16 protein-coding genes are annotated in these 16526 nt (G+C 64.5%); 3 read left to right on the plus strand and 13 right to left on the minus strand.

All coding sequences use genetic code 11. The annotated features are described in order from the left end of the window. Nucleotides 1–191 precede the first annotated feature (191 nt). From QZX93_RS00110 to QZX93_RS00140, 7 genes are all read right to left on the minus strand, one after another. Nucleotides 192–437, minus strand: a complete 246-nt coding sequence (locus QZX93_RS00110) for a toxin-antitoxin system HicB family antitoxin (RefSeq protein ID WP_295389814.1) — start codon at nt 435–437, stop codon at nt 192–194. Beyond that, nucleotides 434–1165, minus strand: coding sequence for a hypothetical protein (locus QZX93_RS00115; RefSeq protein WP_295389816.1), 732 nt, complete (start codon nt 1163–1165; stop codon nt 434–436). The genes QZX93_RS00110 and QZX93_RS00115 overlap by 4 nt, the downstream gene beginning before the upstream one ends. Further along, nucleotides 1158–2354, minus strand: coding sequence for an AAA family ATPase (locus QZX93_RS00120; RefSeq protein WP_295389818.1), 1197 nt, complete (start codon nt 2352–2354; stop codon nt 1158–1160). The genes QZX93_RS00115 and QZX93_RS00120 overlap by 8 nt, the downstream gene beginning before the upstream one ends. Before the next feature lie 90 nt (nt 2355–2444). Then, entirely contained in the window at nt 2445–3521 is a 1077-nt protein-coding gene (locus tag QZX93_RS00125) for a hypothetical protein (RefSeq protein WP_295389820.1), read from the minus strand. Nucleotides 3522–3680: 159 nt separating this feature from the next. Next, entirely contained in the window at nt 3681–4445 is a 765-nt protein-coding gene (locus QZX93_RS00130; RefSeq protein ID WP_295389822.1) for an SDR family oxidoreductase, read from the minus strand. Then, a complete protein-coding gene (locus QZX93_RS00135; protein WP_295389824.1) occupies nt 4442–5143 on the minus strand; it encodes an SDR family oxidoreductase in 702 nt (233 codons plus the stop codon). Before QZX93_RS00135 ends, QZX93_RS00130 begins: the two co-directional genes overlap by 4 nt. After that, nucleotides 5140–5634 (minus strand): 6-carboxytetrahydropterin synthase, encoded by a 495-nt coding sequence (locus QZX93_RS00140; protein WP_295389826.1) that lies wholly within the window; start codon nt 5632–5634, stop codon nt 5140–5142. Before QZX93_RS00140 ends, QZX93_RS00135 begins: the two co-directional genes overlap by 4 nt. Before the next feature lie 212 nt (nt 5635–5846). Here QZX93_RS00140 and QZX93_RS00145 point away from each other — a divergent pair, with 212 nt between their 5' ends. Continuing rightward, nucleotides 5847–6089 (plus strand): ribbon-helix-helix protein, CopG family, encoded by a 243-nt coding sequence (locus tag QZX93_RS00145; protein ID WP_295389828.1) that lies wholly within the window; start codon nt 5847–5849, stop codon nt 6087–6089. A gap of 145 nt (nt 6090–6234) precedes the next feature. Here QZX93_RS00145 and QZX93_RS00150 read toward each other — a convergent pair whose 3' ends face one another. The 6 genes from QZX93_RS00150 to QZX93_RS00175 all read right to left on the minus strand — a co-directional run bounded on the left by QZX93_RS00150 (nt 6235) and on the right by QZX93_RS00175 (nt 12653). Next, nucleotides 6235–6852 carry a Uma2 family endonuclease gene (locus QZX93_RS00150; protein ID WP_295389830.1) on the minus strand — a complete coding sequence of 206 codons (618 nt, stop codon included), beginning with the start codon at nt 6850–6852 and terminating at the stop codon, nt 6235–6237. 141 nt (nt 6853–6993) lie between these two features. Next, on the minus strand, nt 6994–9804 hold the full coding sequence (gene metH / locus QZX93_RS00155; RefSeq protein WP_366759359.1) for a methionine synthase: 2811 nt from the start codon (nt 9802–9804) through the stop codon (nt 6994–6996). Then, complete coding sequence (gene hflD, locus QZX93_RS00160; RefSeq protein WP_295389833.1) at nt 9791–10456, minus strand: high frequency lysogenization protein HflD; 666 nt, start codon at nt 10454–10456, stop codon at nt 9791–9793. The genes metH and hflD overlap by 14 nt, the downstream gene beginning before the upstream one ends. A gap of 202 nt (nt 10457–10658) precedes the next feature. After that, nucleotides 10659–11786, minus strand: a complete 1128-nt coding sequence (mnmA, locus tag QZX93_RS00165) for a tRNA 2-thiouridine(34) synthase MnmA (RefSeq protein WP_295389835.1) — start codon at nt 11784–11786, stop codon at nt 10659–10661. A 54-nt stretch (nt 11787–11840) separates the two neighbouring features. Beyond that, nucleotides 11841–12179: a hypothetical protein gene (locus tag QZX93_RS00170; RefSeq protein ID WP_295389837.1), complete on the minus strand. Its 339-nt coding sequence runs from the start codon at nt 12177–12179 to the stop codon at nt 11841–11843. Nucleotides 12180–12212: 33 nt separating this feature from the next. Next, nucleotides 12213–12653, minus strand: coding sequence for a DUF2934 domain-containing protein (locus QZX93_RS00175; RefSeq protein WP_295389839.1), 441 nt, complete (start codon nt 12651–12653; stop codon nt 12213–12215). Nucleotides 12654–12938: 285 nt separating this feature from the next. Here QZX93_RS00175 and QZX93_RS00180 point away from each other — a divergent pair, with 285 nt between their 5' ends. Beyond that, nucleotides 12939–14288, plus strand: a complete 1350-nt coding sequence (locus QZX93_RS00180) for a glycoside hydrolase family 57 (RefSeq protein WP_295389841.1) — start codon at nt 12939–12941, stop codon at nt 14286–14288. Nucleotides 14289–14387: 99 nt separating this feature from the next. Then, nucleotides 14388–15854 (plus strand): glycosyl hydrolase family 57, encoded by a 1467-nt coding sequence (locus QZX93_RS00185; protein ID WP_295389842.1) that lies wholly within the window; start codon nt 14388–14390, stop codon nt 15852–15854. The last annotated feature ends 672 nt before the right edge of the window (nt 15855–16526 follow it).

Raw genomic sequence — 16526 nt, forward strand, 5'->3', positions numbered from 1 at the left:
GTCTTATAAGGTTCAAGTTTTTCAAAGATTGGTTTAAGTATTTCCCACTCTTCATTCGAGAGGTCGCTAGGATACCTGGCAGGCGACTCGATGCTGTCTTCATTCATATTGAAACCCGGAATAAGATCGCATTTTCGTATAGATTCCGGAGATTCTACAATTTTTTTGCTATAAAATCAATAATTTAGTTTCTAGACAGGCTCTAATGCCGCAGACTCGATACGATCGGCGATGCACTGATTGAGGCTCATCCCCTCGGTCTGGGCGCGGGCGGTGGACCGACGGTGCAGTTCAGCCGCGATGCACAACGCTATTTTGCCGCTGAAGGTGCGGTCAGGCGGCTCGCCACTCTCGGCACAGAAGGCCAGGTAGTCGTCGATGCTGTCCCGAAACGCCAGTTCCACCTTGGGGTAGGTCTCGCCATCGTAGGTTATCACATCCCGGAACCCCACGACTCAGCCAAAGAAACCGCCGCCATGAAATCTGCCTGAAACCGGTGGGCCTCGGTAAGGCGATCGACAACCGATGGCCAGCCGGCCTGAATCGCAAGTGCTCGTGCTGCGTAGTCTGAATGGGTCTTGGCGAAGCGCTGACGAAGAGGTTGCTGCCCCAGTCGGTTTTCCGGTTTCGCATAGCACTCGAAACCATGTTTCAGCATTTCTTTGTCGCTGGGAAAGAATACTCCCATGTCCCAGGCTTCCGTGCTCTTGGATGGGGTGCAGAGGACGGTCCGCGGCGGTACCTGTGTTTCGCCGACCCAGCCGAGCAGCACCTTACGTAGTGCGTCAGTTGTGGCGTTGGACGGGGGGCAAGGTTGGGCGCATGGCAGCAGGGCCGCCAGTTCCGGTAGCGAATCGGCCGGGTCCTCACCTGCTACATCGGCGTCTAAATGGATCAGCAGCAGGTCATAGCCGAGAAAAAGCGGATCATCACGTAGCTGCCCCTCGCTTCTGGCGACTGCTTGGTGACACCACCGATAGACACCCTTCCATCCGCCACCAAACTCACCTGCTTCACCGCTGCCGATAAAGGCAACGCTGCCTTCCGGTTGAAGGAGTTTCAGGTCGAACGATCGGCCGCCGAGCATGGATTCGATGGCTGCATTGAGCACGTCGTAATCGGTGATGCCTTCGGCCACCAATGCGATCCGGATCGTATCAGACATTAGGCATGCCGCCGATGAGTTTGTTCATCCACAAACGGGATAGTGTCCAGCCCTTATCGCTCAGGTCTAAGAGTCTCTGGTCGATGGCCACGCGTTTGACGATGGCCTTGCCTTTGTTGTCGCGATCGACGGTAAACAGTCGAACCCGGTCGTCTTGTAGCGGCAAGCCATCCAGTACGGCCGGATTGTGACTGGTTAACAGAATTTGTCGCTGATCTTCGCTGTTCAATACCCAATCGGCGAAGTGCTTCATCAGCGACGTTGCCAAACCGGGATTCAGCCCATAGTCGGCATTGTCGATTGCAAAAAATGACGGGGCCTTGGGGTGAGCGGCCAGCACGGCGAGAAAAAGCACAACAAGGGCTCCTTCACTGGCGTCGTATCCCGACAGGACGTTGTCAGCTTCTTTCATGTATCTGTCGACAAACTTAACGACCCTGGGTGAAGCGCCGGCCGCTGGAGACAGCGGAAGGTCGGTCGCCGGAGCGGATCCAAAGCTCTTCGCCCAGCTAATCAGTTCGAGCGCCTCCATGCAGGTCGTCTCTACTTGCTTGCTCTTGGTGCGGCGTGACAATAGTTCTTGGACGGCTTCGGGCAAGCGTCCGCCGGACAGCCCCAGCGGTTGGCGGGGCTGTGTTTCAGGCGCTACTCCGCGCAATACCGGCGTGGTTGGTGAATAGATGACATAATTCTGGAGGCGGCGCATCAGCGTGAGGGCCGGATCAGCCTCGTCGAGCGTCACCAATTCCAGTGCAGCAAGTCCGTTCTCCGGGTTAAGGCTGTTTCTTGAGTTCGGCCCCCGGCCGGCACGCGGTATTTCACCAGACATCAGTCGCTCGGACTTGAAACGCCACGCCGGGCAGGGGTCGGACAGCGGATTATTCAGCGAGACATCATAGCGAGCGGTGGTCGATGCACCACTGAAAAAAATGTGCGAAGACTGGCGCGTTGCGTCCTCGGTGTCGGGAAACGCGCTCTTATACAGCTTGGGGACCCCTGGCCTAACGCCACGTTGCAGTAAGGTCTGATCAGTTACCTTGCCGTCTGCCGCCGCGGAGAGGACCCCCACGGCCTCAAGTAAATTGCTCTTTCCGGACCCATTAGCGCCCACAAAGACGTTGAGGTTCCCGAGTTCGATAGTGATATCCTCAATCGACTTGAATGATTTAACGGTAATCGTGGTGATCATAGTCTTGGGGGCTTTTCATTTGATAGGTGGGCGTCATATCACAGTCTTTAAGCGCGCATGGACTTGCCGAAACAGAGAGAACGCTCGGTGTTATGCCCGCAGCCAGGGTTCCAACAGGTCCGCGGCTGCCTCGATGCCGCTGGGCTCAACCGGCGCGGGCCGCGGGGCGGCGAGCAACTCGGCGATCGGGTCGGCGACCCGCCCGGCCATCAGGTCGGCGAGACTGAGCTCCCGGGTGGGGACCCGAGCGCCCAGCCACGTGTTGAGCGTCGCGGTCTCCGGCCAGTCCGGTCGGGTGACGTGGATCACCGGTACGCCGTTGCAGGCGGCCTCCGTGTAGGCCCCGTAGCCCGGCTTGGTGAGGATCAGGTCGACAGAACCCAGGACCTCGACGATATCGAGTCCGTTGTCCCGCAGGCCGCTGACATCAGGGCGCTGCACCCCGTTGAGGTCCTGCACCAGCCAGTGGACTTGGTCCTGTTGCGGCCAATCACGCAAGGGGTCGAGACCGTCGAAGCCGCCGAATTGCATCAGTGCCAGGGGGCGATCCGCCGGGCAACCGAAGCGCTCGCGCAGTTCGGCCGCGCGGTTCGGTCGACGGCGGGCGATGGGGCCGACCGCGCGGGCGCTGGGCAGCCAGTCCATCGGCATGGCGGGGGCCGGACGGATGAACAGGTCCGCCTCACGATAGACCCGTTGCAAATGCCCCAAGAGTTCGACCGGCGCCTGGGTGCCTACCGGGGACTCATGCAGGATGTCGTACCAACTGAACGAGCAGAGTCCGACCGCCGGGATGCCGAGACGGCGCGCTGCCTCCAGGGGCAGCCAGGGGACATCGGCCAGTACCAGGTCCGGTGCGAGTTCCCGCAGGGTAGCCATCTGGCGCTCCAGGCGTTGCTCATAGTCGGCCTCGAAGCGGATATAGGCGGCGAGGGTTTCCGGCCAAAGCGTGACCAATGGTCCGTCCATCAGACAGCCGGTGTCGGTGGCCTCCCTGATCTGGGTGAACCCCGGCGGCAGCCGGGCGCGGGCGAAACGCGGGTCGATGTCAGACTGGAGCGTGACCCGCAGTCCGGGCAGGCGCCGGGCGAGGGCCTCGACCACCGGCGAGGATTGGGCCAGGTGGCCATAGCCGTGGGCGGTGACTGCAAGCAACAGGTGGGGCATGGGTGCGGCCGGTCGGTGATGGGGGGGGCAAGGTTACCGTGAAAGTCGCGCCGGGAGCGCGCTCCACTTCTCCCTCCCTCCTCGTGGGGGAGGGTGAGGTGGGGGAACGGCCGGCGCCCGCAACGTTCATCTTGCGGGGTGGTGCGGGCGCCATGGCCGTTACCCCAGGGTATACCCGGCATCGACATTGAGGATGGTCCCGGTGACTACTTGCGCCTGCGCGGAGGCGAGGAACAGCACCGCGCGGGCCACGTCGACCGGGTCTACCACCCGGTGTTGCAGCACGTGTCGGCGCTGGACGATCTCATCGATCAGCCCGGTGGCGTCGCCCCACATCTCCGAGGGGACGACGCCTGGGGCGACGGCGTTCACGCGGATGCCCTCCGGTCCCAGCGCGAGGGCCAGGCGCCGGGTCAGCATGTCGAGCCCGGCCTTGCTCACCGAGTAACTGGTGGAGGTGCAGGTGGCGAAGGGGTGCTGCGCACAGGCGGATGAGATATTGATCACCGCCGGCGCCGGGCTCAACCGCAGCAGCGGGGCGCAGACCTGGGTGAGCGCGAAGGGGGCGATCAGGTTGGTCTCCAGGGTCGCGCGCCAGTCCGCCAGGTCCTCCTCCAGACAGCCGCCCCCGCGGATGATGCCTGCATTGTTGACCAGGCAGTCCAGCCGCCCGCACTCGGCGCCGATCCGCGCGGCCAGTTCGGCGCGAAATGCCGCGTCGGTCACGTCGGCGACGGTGACGACCAGACTACCGGCCGCGACGGCGTGTCGTTGCGCGAGCCGGGCCACCCGTTCGGGGTTGCGACCGAAGGTATAGACCCGATCGCCAGTGGCGAGGAAGGCGGCGACCAGCGCGGCGCCGATGCCCGAGGTGCCGCCGCTGATGCAGACGACCCGCGCACTGCTGGGCGAATCCAGGCTCATCGCTCACGCTGCCCCAGGTTGGCGTGGATCAGGGCGCCGTTGAGGACCGGGGCGCGGGCGGCGAAGGCGACCGCCTCCGCGATCTCCTCCGGTTCGATCAGCCGATCGAAGGCCGACAGGCCAGTGATCGCGGCCAGGATGCCGGCGTCGTCGCCGATCAGTGCGCGGAATTGCGGGGTATCGGTGAAGCCCGGGCAGATCATGCAGGTATGGATGCCCCGTCCGGCCAGGTCCTGGCAGGTGGCGCGCATCAGGCCGACCAGTGCGTGCTTGGCGATGACATAACCGGCGACCCCGGGGACCGCCTTCTCGGCCAGGGTGCTGCCGATATACAGGATGCTGGAGCCGGGCTTCAGGTGCGGGATGGCGATCCGGTTCAACGCGTTGGGTGCGACCAGGTTGAGTTCCAGGGTGGCGCGCAGGTCGGCGTCCGCCAGGTTGTCGACCCGGTTGCGGTGCATGACCGAGGCGTTATGCACCAGGCATACCCGGTCGGCCGCCGCCAGCCAGGGGGCCAGGGCGCTCGCGAGTCCATCCGCCGCGCCCGGCGCCGCCAGGTCGCAGTGGATGTTCTCCAGTCCAGGCTCGGCGCAGGGGTGGCGGGAGATGTTGATGACGGTGTCGCCATCGCGCAGAAAGCGGGCGGCGATGGCCCGCCCGATGCCGGAGCTGGCGCCGGTGACGATCGCGAGGTTCATGTTGGCTCCCAGTGTGAAAAGGCCCATTGCCCGGGGCTGGATGAGACCCCGAGCTCCAGTGCCCGCAGATCGAGGTCCGCGATTTCCGGCCGCGCCCGGAGGCGTTCGACCAACAGGCCAGCCAGTTCCTCGATGGTGGCGTTGCGGATCGGTAGCGCCAGGCAGTCGCGGGCCAGGAAGGGGATGCGTTCGTCGGCGAAGCGGGCGATCACCATGCCGTCCTGATGCTCCAGGGCCAGGTAGGGGGAGCGTTCCGGGAGCAGCACCCGCTCGTCGAGTGCATCGCACAGGTCGCGCAGCACCCGTTTGAGCAGCACATAGTCGAAGGCCAGACCGTCTGGCCCGATGCCCGCGGTTGCTGCACAGCGGACCTGGAAATTGTGCCCGTGCAGGTTCTCCCGCTCAGTGGCCGAGAAGATGGTGAAGTGTCCCGCGCTGAAGTTCAGGTACTCCTTGCTGATCTCGATGCAGGTCAGTGACTCTGGCGGCACGGGGGGGCTCCGGGTGGTGGCCGGCGGGTGTTCGCCGTGGCCTTGAAGATGTGGGGCAATGGGTGGGATCAAAGGGCGCGCGGGACGCGGATCCGACCGAGCGACTCGGCGGTTGGGCTCCGTTTCCTGCTGCCGTGGGCCGCGTGGTGTTGACCGCTGTACCCGAAGGGATACACTCTAGATCAATCCTACTCCTGTCGGAACCGCAATCGATGTCTACCATGACCCTGAGTCTGAGCGATGAGACCGACCAAGCGCTCGATGCCCTGGTACAGGCCACAGCGCGCACCAAGTCCGATTTGGTCGAGCGGGCGGTCGTCGCGTTCTTGAGTCACAACGCCTGGCAGGTGGCGGCCATCTGCGAAGAGATCGCGCAGGCCGATGCCGGTGAGCTGATCGACCACCAGTCGGTGAGGCGACGCTGGGAGGCCAAGCTTGCGGCTGCGCTGGCCTGATAGCCTGTGAGTGGCCTGGAACAAGATGAATCCGACGATGAGGGAAAGAACGGCGGAAACAATGCAATCGGTTGTTTAAAATAGCGTCGCAACAATAGCTGCGTTACCGCATGATCGGGCGCTGATGACATCGCAGGCACATCAATCAGTCCTCGGAAGACTTGAGCGCCGCGCGAAATCCTCGCACCGCCTGGGTCTGACTCGGATAGGCCATGAAGCGGACGATCAAACCCGGGTCTAAGTCCGGCAAGAGTCGGCTGCGCTGGCACAGTCCATAGGCCTCGCCTTCAAGGACATAGATGCGCAAGGCGCCATCCTTCCAGAACCAGACCTCGGGGACGCCCAGCCCCCGATAGACCTCCAGTTTGTCGATGCCCCCGGAAGTCCAGATCACCTCGACTGCGAGATCCGGGATGGTCGGCGGCTCGGTCCAGACACCGAGCACATAGCACTCATCGGCCTCCACGCCCCGGGCCTTGGCCTGCTTGCGTACGGTCCAGGAACCGCAGCCCTGAAGCTCGATATCACGCTCTTCGGCATAGGTCTCAATGAGCCGGCCGAGCATCGTCTTCTGCGTCTCATGGTCGATAGCCGGTGTCATCAGCTCCAACTCCCCATCGAGATAGGTCACGCGCGTGCCGCTACTCTCGCCGCGCATAGCGAGCAGCGATTCGTAGTCCTGCCAGCGGATGCCGTGCAGTTGCACCCGCTGGTCAATGTGGTTCAGCAGGTTGTCGGAGCGAATCGCGGCGGTCGTGTTCATGCCAGGTCTCCTGCGTTGGGCTCCGCCTGGTTCCCACGCGCCGCGTGGGAACCCATTTGCGGCGCGCTGCGCCCGTTCACGCACCGCGGCGCGGTGGGGATGCATTCCCACGCGGCGCGTGGGAACGAGGGGGCGCCTCTGTTATTCGACGTCATAGGCCAGATTGGGCCCCAGCCAGCGTTCGGTCTCGGCCACCGACATCCCTTTCCGCTCGGCATAGTCGATGACCTGATCCTTGTTGATCTTGCCGACGGCGAAATAGTGGCTGTCCGGGTGTGAGAAATAGAGCCCGGAGACCGCCGCGGTGGGGACCATGGCCTTGGACTCGGTGAGCCAGATACCGGTGTTGCGTTCCGCGTCGAGCAATTGCCAGAGCAGGTCCTTTTCGGTGTGGTCCGGACAGGCGGGGTAACCCAGCGCCGGGCGGATGCCCTGGTATTGCTCGTCGATCAGTGCGTCGGCGGCCAGCCGCTCGTCTTCGGCATAGCGCCAATGGCGGGTGCGCACGCGCTGGTGGAGCATCTCGGCCAGGGCCTCGGCCAGGCGGTCGGCCAGGGCCTTGAGCATCAGGGCCGAATAGTCGTCGAGCTCGGCCTCGAAGCGCTTCACATGGGCGTCGATCCCCTCGCCCGCGGTGCAGGCGAAGCCGCCGATATAGTCCGGGATGCCGCTATCCACCGGGGCGATGAAGTCGGCCAGGCACTCATTGGGTCGACCCGCGGGTTGCTGGCCCTGCTTGCGTAGGCAATGGAAGGTCAACCGGGTCTCGGTGCGGGACTCGTCCTCATAGACCAAGATATCGTCGCCGACCGCATTGGCCGGGAAGATCCCGATGACGGCATGGGCCGCCAGCCACTCCTCAGTAACGATCCGATGCAGCATGGCCAGGGCATCGGTATGGAGCTTGCGTGCCTCCTCACCCTTTTCCGGGTCGTCCAGGACCTGCGGGAAGCGGCCCTTGAGCTGCCAGGCGTGGAAGAAAAAGGTCCAGTCGATATAGGCGGCAATCTCATCCAGCGGGATATTCTTGAACACCTGGATGCCGGGCTCCGCCGGGGTCGGCGGCTGGTAGTGTGCCCAATCGATGGCGAGCCGGTTGGCCTGGGCCGCGGCGAGCGGGATCAGGTCCCGGGCCTCGTCGCGGGCGGCGCGCCGCGCCCGGACCTCTTCATAGTCGCTGAGAATGCCGGCGAGATAATTCTCCCTCAGGTCCTGGGAGAGCAGGCTGCCGGCCACACCGACCGCGCGCGAGGCATCCTTCACATGCACCACCGGGTGGGCGTATTGGGGTGCGATCTTCACGGCCGTATGGAGCTTGGAGGTGGTCGCCCCGCCGATCAGGAGCGGTACGGTGAACCCCTGGCGCTGCATTTCCTTTGCGACATGGACCATCTCATCGAGCGATGGGGTGATGAGCCCGGAAAGCCCGATGATATCGGCATTGATCTCGCGCGCCCGGGCCAGAATCCGGTCGGCCGGGACCATGACACCCATATCCTCGACCGCATAATTGTTGCACTGGAGGACCACGCCGACGATGTTCTTGCCGATGTCATGGACATCGCCCTTGACGGTGGCGAGCAGGATGCGGCCCTGGGTGCGGCCCGTGCTCTTCTCTTGCGCGAGGTAGGGTTCCAGATAGGCCACGGCCCGCTTCATGACCCGCGCGGACTTCACCACCTGGGGCAGGAACATCTTGCCCTCGCCGAACAGGTCGCCGACCACGTTCATCCCGTCCATCAACGGGCCTTCGATGACATTGATCGGCCGGCCGAGCAACAGGCGTGCCTCCTCGGTGTCGGCCTCGATGAAATCGGTAATGCCCTTGATCAGCGCGTGCTCGATGCGCTTGCCGACGGGCGCCTCCCGCCAGGTGAGGTCCTGTTTATTCTCAACGCCGGAGCCGTCGCCCTTATATTTCGGGGCGATCTCGATCAGCCGCTCGGTGGCGTCCGCGCGACGATTGAGGATGACGTCCTCCACCGCCGTGCGCAACTCCTCCGGCAGGTCGTCATAGACGGCCAATTGGCCCGCGTTGACGATACCCATGTCCATGCCGGCGCGGATGGCGTGATAGAGGAAGACCGAATGGATCGCCTCGCGCACCGGATTGTTGCCGCGGAATGAGAATGAGACATTGGAGACCCCGCCCGAGACCTTGGCATAGGGCAGATTGGCCTTGATACGGCGGGTCGCCGCGATGAAGTCGACCGCGTAGTTATTGTGTTCCTCGATCCCGGTGGCGACCGCGAAGATGTTCGGATCGAAACAGATGTCCTCGGGCGGGAAGCCGATCTCATCGACTAAAATACGGTAGGCCCGTTTGCAGATCTCGAACTTACGGTCCTGAGTATCAGCCTGACCCTGCTCGTCGAAGGCCATCACGACCACCGCCGCGCCATAGCGCAGACACTTGCGGGCGTGCTCGCGAAAGACCTCCTCGCCCTCCTTCATGCTGATGGAGTTGACGATGGCCTTGCCCTGGACACATTTGAGCCCCGCCTCGATCACCTCCCACTTGGATGAGTCGATCATGATCGGCACCCGGGCGATGTCCGGTTCCGCGGCGATCAGATTCAGAAAGCGGGTCATGGCCGCCTTGGAGTCCAGCATCGCCTCATCCATATTGATGTCGATGATCTGGGCGCCGCTTTCCACCTGGGCGCGCGCCACGGCCAGGGCGGCATCGAACTTGCCGTCCAGGATCAGACGCTTGAATGCGGCGGAGCCGGTGACGTTGGTACGCTCGCCGACGTTGATAAAGGTGGCCGTGGGGCGGGTCTGGGTGGTCATGGCGGCTGCTCGCGAAAGGGATGATCGACCGTCACGGTCAGGTTCATGGATACGTGTCTGCATCAAACACGAAATGAGTGTAGCACGGGGGGCGCACCGAACAACCGCACGGCCTCGTGCAAAAATAGTGGCCGTCGCCGCCCGGTCACGGGGCTTCATCCCGCGGTCCGGCGTCGGTTGGTGGCTGGTGACTCGCCAGATCCAGGTAGCGGCGCGCCTCTGCGAGCAGTCGCTTGTGCCCGAGCAGGATCTGCCAGCGGGTGCCGCCGAGTTGGCGCCACAGCATGGCGGAGCGGATGGCGGCCAGCAGCATGGCGCGGATGCGGGTCTGATTGTCGGCGTTGCGCAGGTGGTGAGAGGCGCCGCGTACCAGGATGCGCGGGGTGAGCGGGCTTAAGTTCTCGCTGTAGAGCTCGGCAAACCGCCCGAGCAGTTCTGGGTCCAGCAATGGGCCGCGCGCACGCAGGGGCTCGGCGGCGGCGATCCCCTGGCCGATCTGCTCCATCAGGTCCGGACGGGTGGAGAGTTTGCGTTCCAGCCGGATGACCGAAACCACATAGCGGGTCAGCTCCAGGTCACGCTTGGGTTGGCCGGTGAGTTGGGCGACGAGTTGGCGTGCCCCGTTGGCCATCGCCCCGGGGGGGCCATAGACCGCCGCGACGTTGGCCGCGTCGATCTGGAACAGGCTGTAGATGCAGGGCTCCATGGTGGCGGTGTCGGCGCTCCCGCTGCGGGCGATGCGCATCACACAGGCGACGGCCTGATAGAGGCCGGCGAGTGCGGTTACGCGGTCCTGATCGTCATGGGCCATGGGCCTGGGGCTCCTGTTACTCGAAGGTTTCTGAGGCGCAACAGGATACCAGCGACGCCCCGGGTCTGCCCCTCAGCGTCACCTGCCGGTCATCAAGAAAAGAGGATGTGTCCGCAAATGAACGCAAATTAACGCAAATTAAAGAAAAAAAGACATCCCTCTGTCATCCCGAGCGTGCGCGGACGCCCAGACGTGCGCTGTGCTAATCCCAGGCCCGCTCGACAGTGGCCCCGCCCAGACAGGTATCGGTGGCGTAGAAGACGACGGACTGCCCAGGCGCCACCGCCCGTTGGGGTTCGGCGAAGCGCACCTCACAGGTGTCACCGCGCACGGCGGTGAGCTCGCACGCCTGCAGGGGCTGGCGGTGCCGCAGCCTTGCCTGACAGTGGAAGGGCAGGGGGCCGGGCGGCGCCCCGCCGGTCCAGTGCAGGCGATCGGCGGCCAGGCAGCGGGAGCGCAACAGTGGGTGGTCGCCCCCCTGGACCAGGATCAGTGCGTTGCGGCCGGGGTCCTTGGCGGCGACGAACCAGGGCGCATCCGTGGCGCCGACGACTCCGCCGACCCCCAGCCCTTGACGCTGGCCGATGGTGTAATAGGCGAGCCCCTGGTGCTCACCGAGGCGCTGACCCTCCGGGGTCTCGATGGGTCCGGGTTCCCGCGGCAGGTAGCGGGCGAGGAAGTCGCGGAAGCGGCGCTCGCCGATGAAGCAGATGCCCGTGCTGTCGGGCTTGGCGGCGTTGTCGAGGCCAAGTCCGCGGGCGATGGCGCGGACCTCGGGCTTGCTGATGTCCGCCAAGGGAAAGAGTGCGTGGCTCAGTTGGGACTGGTCCAGCAGGTAGAGGAAATACGTCTGGTCCTTGTTCGGGTCGGCGCACAGCCGCAGTCGGCAGCCGTCCGGGTCGCGGGTGACGCGGGCATAGTGACCGGTGGCGATCCAGTCGGCACCCAGCCCTAGCGCATGGTCCAGAAAGGCGCGGAATTTGATCTCGCGGTTGCACAGCACGTCCGGGTTGGGGGTGCGCAGCGCCCGATACTCCTCCAGGAAATAGGCGAACACCTGGTCCCAATACTCGGTGGCAAAGTTGACCGTGTGCAACGCGATGCCCAGGCGTTGCGCCACCGCGGTCGCATCCCGCAGGTCCTGGGCGGCGGCACAATAGCCGGGCTCGTCGTCCTCCTCCCAGTTCTTCATGAACAGGGCCTCCACCCGGTAGCCCTGGGCGATCAGTCGGTGGGCGGCCACGGCGGAGTCGACCCCGCCGGACAGACCCACCATGACGCGGTCGCCGGGGGCGGGTGGGCGCACCCGTGGTTGGGGCAGGATAACCATTAGGATTTGTTCGCCTTCATTTGCGATTGTTCGGGACGCAGCCACTGGCGGGGATCAGCGGCCGCCAAAGCGCGCCGGCGCGCTCGCGACCGCCGTCACCGTCACCACGATGAAGGCCAGGGTCAACCACAGGGTGTGCAAATGTAGCGTGGACGCGAGGTCCTCCTGGGTATCGGTGGAGATCACGAAGGGCTGGCGTTTGTCGCCGGTGGCAGTGAGGTGCGCGAGCACCGGGAGGCGGCTGCGCTTGTCCTCGGCGCGCTCCGCGAGGGCGCCGGCCGCGCGCCGCGCCTGCTCCCATTCCTCCAGGCTGATGGTGCCGTCGCCGGCCGTGTCGAAGCGGGCCAGACGCGCCGGGTCCTGCTTCCAGACCTTGAGCAGGGCGCGTTGCAACCGCTCGCGAGCAGGGTCGAGGATGGGTCGGCCTCAGCCCCCGTAAATCTGTCTCGCCTTGGCCAGCAGTTCGTCGATTTCACGCTCGGCGGTGGCCCAGTCATCGGCATCGCCGCCATCCGTGAAGCCGCGCTTCTCGGCGCGGAAGTAGGCGGCCTCGCGGATCATGTCCACGCGCTGTTCCGGCGTCACGTTCGCCAGGTGTTGGACGCTGATCGGTTGCGCGCCCAGGGGCCGCTGCGGGTTGCTCTTGGGGGCCGCCGGTGCGGCCTTCTTCGCGACCGGTTTCTTGGTCGCCGCTGCCGTTGACGCCTTCGCGGCGGCCGCAGCGGCGGCCGCCTTGGTCAGCGCCGGCGCCGCCGCAGGGCGCGCGCTGCTCGGTTTCGCCGCGGCCTTCTTGGCGGCCGGGGCCGTGTCGGCGGGTGCGGCCGGCTTGGCCGCCGTCTTCTTGGTTACGCTTTTGTTGTCAGCCATGTCGCTCGCTCGTCTCGTTGAAAGTGCCGCCGGTGGTCGGCCGATCCGGACCCTGGCGGGTGCGGATCGGTGTTGTCCGATTTCCGATTCTCGCCGGCAGGTCCATAAATTACAAGTCTTTTTGGTAACGCTCATGGCGCCCGCAACTTTCATTTTGCGGGGTGGCGCGGGCGCCATGGCCGTTAGTCCCGGCGTCCGGCAGCTAGCCGCACGGCCCAGTCCGCGGGCAGACACGCGCCCGCTTTGTTATCCTTGTAGCCCAATTTAGCCTGCCGGGGTTACGCGATGATTGCCCACCATGCACTCGTGCTCAATCTCCATCAGCCGCCTGGGAACCTCCAGCACCTGCTGGAGCACCAGACCTGGGAGGCGAAGGAGATCCTGTTCGCGATGGATCGTATCCCGCGTGTGTTGTGGGGCCACGAGGCCCTGGCCCGGGTCCATCTGTCGCTCTCCGGCACCCTGCTTGAGACCCTCTCGGACCCCGCTTTCCAGCAACAGGTCTACGGCATCGTCGACTGCGGTGCGCTGCTTTGGCACTTCCAGAACCAGGACCTGTTCGAGGTCCTGGGGACCGGTTACTACCACCCGGTGTTGCCGCTGATCCCGGCGGCGGACCGCGAGGAGCATCTGCGGCGCTGGCTCGGCATCGCCCAGCATCTGCTGTGGCGCCCGCGTTTTCAGGGGTTCTGGCCGCCTGAGATGGGCTTCGCGATGGAGCTGATCCCGCTCCTGCGCGCCTGCGGTTACCGCTATGTGCTGGTCGATAGCGAGCATGTCGAGCCGGTGACCGACATGAGCTGGCAGGAGTTGCGCTACCGCCCGCACCTGGCCAGCTACGGCGACGACACCATCACCGTGATCGTGCGCGACCGTGACCTCTCGGACGCCCAGGAGTCCGGCATGGAGTTGGACTGGTTCTTGAGCGAGGTCGCCGAGCGGACCAAGTGGTGTGACTTTCCGCCCCTGGTGACCACCTGCACCGACGGGGAGAATGGCGGCTGGTTCCGCAATGTGACCGAGGGGGCCAATTTCTGGAGCGCCTTCTATCTGCCCCTGCTGGAGCGCGTACGTGCCGGCACCGCCGGTATCTCCCCGACCTTCATCTCCGATTATCTCAACGTCCACGGTGTGTACGGCGAGGTCAGGGTCCGCACCGGGGCCTGGAATACCGGCTGGCACCACGGCCGTGACTTCACCCAGTGGACCGGTTCTGCGGCCCAGCAGGAGGTGCTCAACGTCTTCGCGCGTACCAGCAAGGCGATCCACGATGCCCGCTGGTCTGCCGGCGAGCAGGGGGCCGCGCAGACGACCCATCAGGCGGCACTTGACGATGCACTCTGGCACCTGCTGCGCGCCGAGACCAGTTGCAATCTGTATTGGGGTGAGGACTGGGTGCCACGGGCGGAGCTGGACCTGCGGGCGACCCGCGAGGTGCTGGCGGGGATCGGTATCGAGGTGCCGTCGGCCGCACCTCCCGAGGCGATGCAGCCGCTGGATCAAGGCGTCGTGCAAGCGCCGACCGAGCCGGGCGATGACCTCGCGGCAGCGCCAACAAGCGTCGCCACCGAAGCAAGTTCAATTCCTGTCGCGGCAGAGGCGCGGCAACGTCCACCCGACAGCGTGCCAAGCTGAGGATAAATCGACAATTACCAACCGGCGGTGTTCCGCCTAGCGGCACCGCCCCGCGCGTTCACGGCCCTCGGGACACCGGGGCCCTCACCGGAGCCTGTCTTGTTCAATCCACTGCCTGAAACCATTGGAGACCTACCCAACATCAGCGGCCAGGAGGACCAGGTCGCCGCGGTCGTCACGGGCGCTGCGGCCAAGCCGCTGTTCGCTGCCCGGGGTGGGCTGGACATCGGCCAGGTCAGGGCCGCTGCCGCCATTGCGCTGCACCAGCACCAGCCGCTGATCCCGGCCGGCGGGCACGACCTGCAGTCCGCTGCCCTGATCAGCAACCTGCAATACATGATGGAAAACCAGGGGATCGGCGATAACTATAATGCGCCGGCCTTCGTCTGGTGTTATCGCCGGATGGGCGAGTTCATTCCGCAACTGGTGGGCGAGGGCAAGTCGCCCCGTGTCATGCTGGAATATTCCGGGACACTGCTCCACGGTCTGCGTAAGATGGGCGAGCACCATGTGATCGACGCACTCAAGACCATCACCTGCAACCCGGATTACAATTGGACCACCGAGTGGCTTGGTATGCCCTGGGGTCACGCCGTGGCGCCCTCGACCCCCGAGCAGGACTTTCGGCTGCATGTGCGTGCCTTCCAGCACCACTTCGCCGCCATCTTCGGTTGGGAGGCCTTGGAGCGGGTGCGCGGCTTCTCCCCGTCGGAGATGGCCCTGCCCAACCATCCGGACCTGGCCTATTCATTCGTCAAGACCCTGGTGGACTGTGGCTTCCAATGGGTGTTGATTCAGGAACACACGGTCCAACAGGTCAGTAATGGCGGCAATCTGGAGCGTCCCCATCTTCCCCACCGGCTGGTTTGCACCAACTCCAAGGGCGAGACCGCCAGCATCATCGCCATTATCAAGACGCAGGGCTCTGACACCAAGCTGGTGGCCCAGATGCAGCCCTGGTACGAGGCCCAGGGACTCCAGCGAGTGGAGCTGGCTGGCCATTCCATCCCGCCCCTGGTGACCCAGATTGCCGACGGTGAAAATGGCGGCGTGATGATGAATGAGTTTCCGGGCAAGTTCATGGAGGTGGCGCGCAATTCCAGCCACACCGACGTGCCGATGATGAACGCCAGCGAGTACCTGGAGCACCTCTTTGGCCTGGGACTCAAAGAGACCGACTTCCCCGCCGTGGCGCCGCTCTTCCATGACCGCATCTGGGCGCGGATGCGGCCCGGCGACGGTCCCGAGGTGCTGGCCAAGGTCATTGCGGAGCTGAAACAGGAGGACGGCCGCTTCCACATGGAGGGTGGCAGTTGGACCAGCAACCTGTCCTGGGTCCAGGGTTACGACAATGTGCTCGGCCCCATGGAAGAGGCCAGCGCGCTGTTCTATGAGAAGGTCCTGAAGCCGGGTATTTCCACGGACTCACCGCACTACCGAAATGCACTGTTCCACCTGATGGCCTCCCAGACCAGTTGCTTCCGCTACTGGGGCCAGGGCCAGTGGACCGACTACGGCCGCGAGATCTGTCGCCGGGTGCAGGAGATCATCCGCCACGCGTCGTAACTCGTCGCGGCCTGGGGCCGCTCCTACGGGGGCAGGAGCGGCCCCGGTTGCGTGTCGGGCGCTGGGGTTGAGTAAGATTGGCTGGTATGCCCGGCGATCATCAGTTCTTCAACGGTCGCTTGCGCCGACGCAGCACGTCCCAGAACAGGACGGTGCGCTGTGCCGCATGCACCATTTACTCGCCCAGCGGCCCCCAGGCTTGCAGCGCGGTGTTCGCGGCCTCGGCCGTCGGCTTGGTCACGGGCGCTTGGCGGTTCTCGGGTGGGGGGGCGGGGCGTTTCGGACATCATTTAGATGTCGGCGATCCAGTCAGTGTGGATCGCCCCTCGCTGAGATTCTCAGCTTGACACTTTTCCGTGAGGCTGTAAGATGCGCGGCTCGCTGACGGATGCAGCGGCCAGGAGGCACCGGCAGACGACCGAGTCGGTCTGGTGCAGTGTGTAGGGGGTGTTGACAGGGTGTCGAAACCGGATATAATTCTCGGCTCGCTAAGGACTGGCGGCGTCATCCGGAGCGATGGCAGGTGTGCTGAGGGAGTGGCGGCGGTGAAGCGGATTCGCCGATGCAGTTGACAGGGAGCGAGGATGCTGTAGAATGGTTCGTCTTGGCAGCAAAAACGTGTTGCCGCAGTTCTTTAACAATTTGTTTAGATAACTTGTGTGGGTGCTCCGA

The organism is uncultured Thiodictyon sp., assembly GCF_903946935.1.
Taxonomy (GTDB): Bacteria; Pseudomonadota; Gammaproteobacteria; order Chromatiales; family Chromatiaceae; genus Thiodictyon.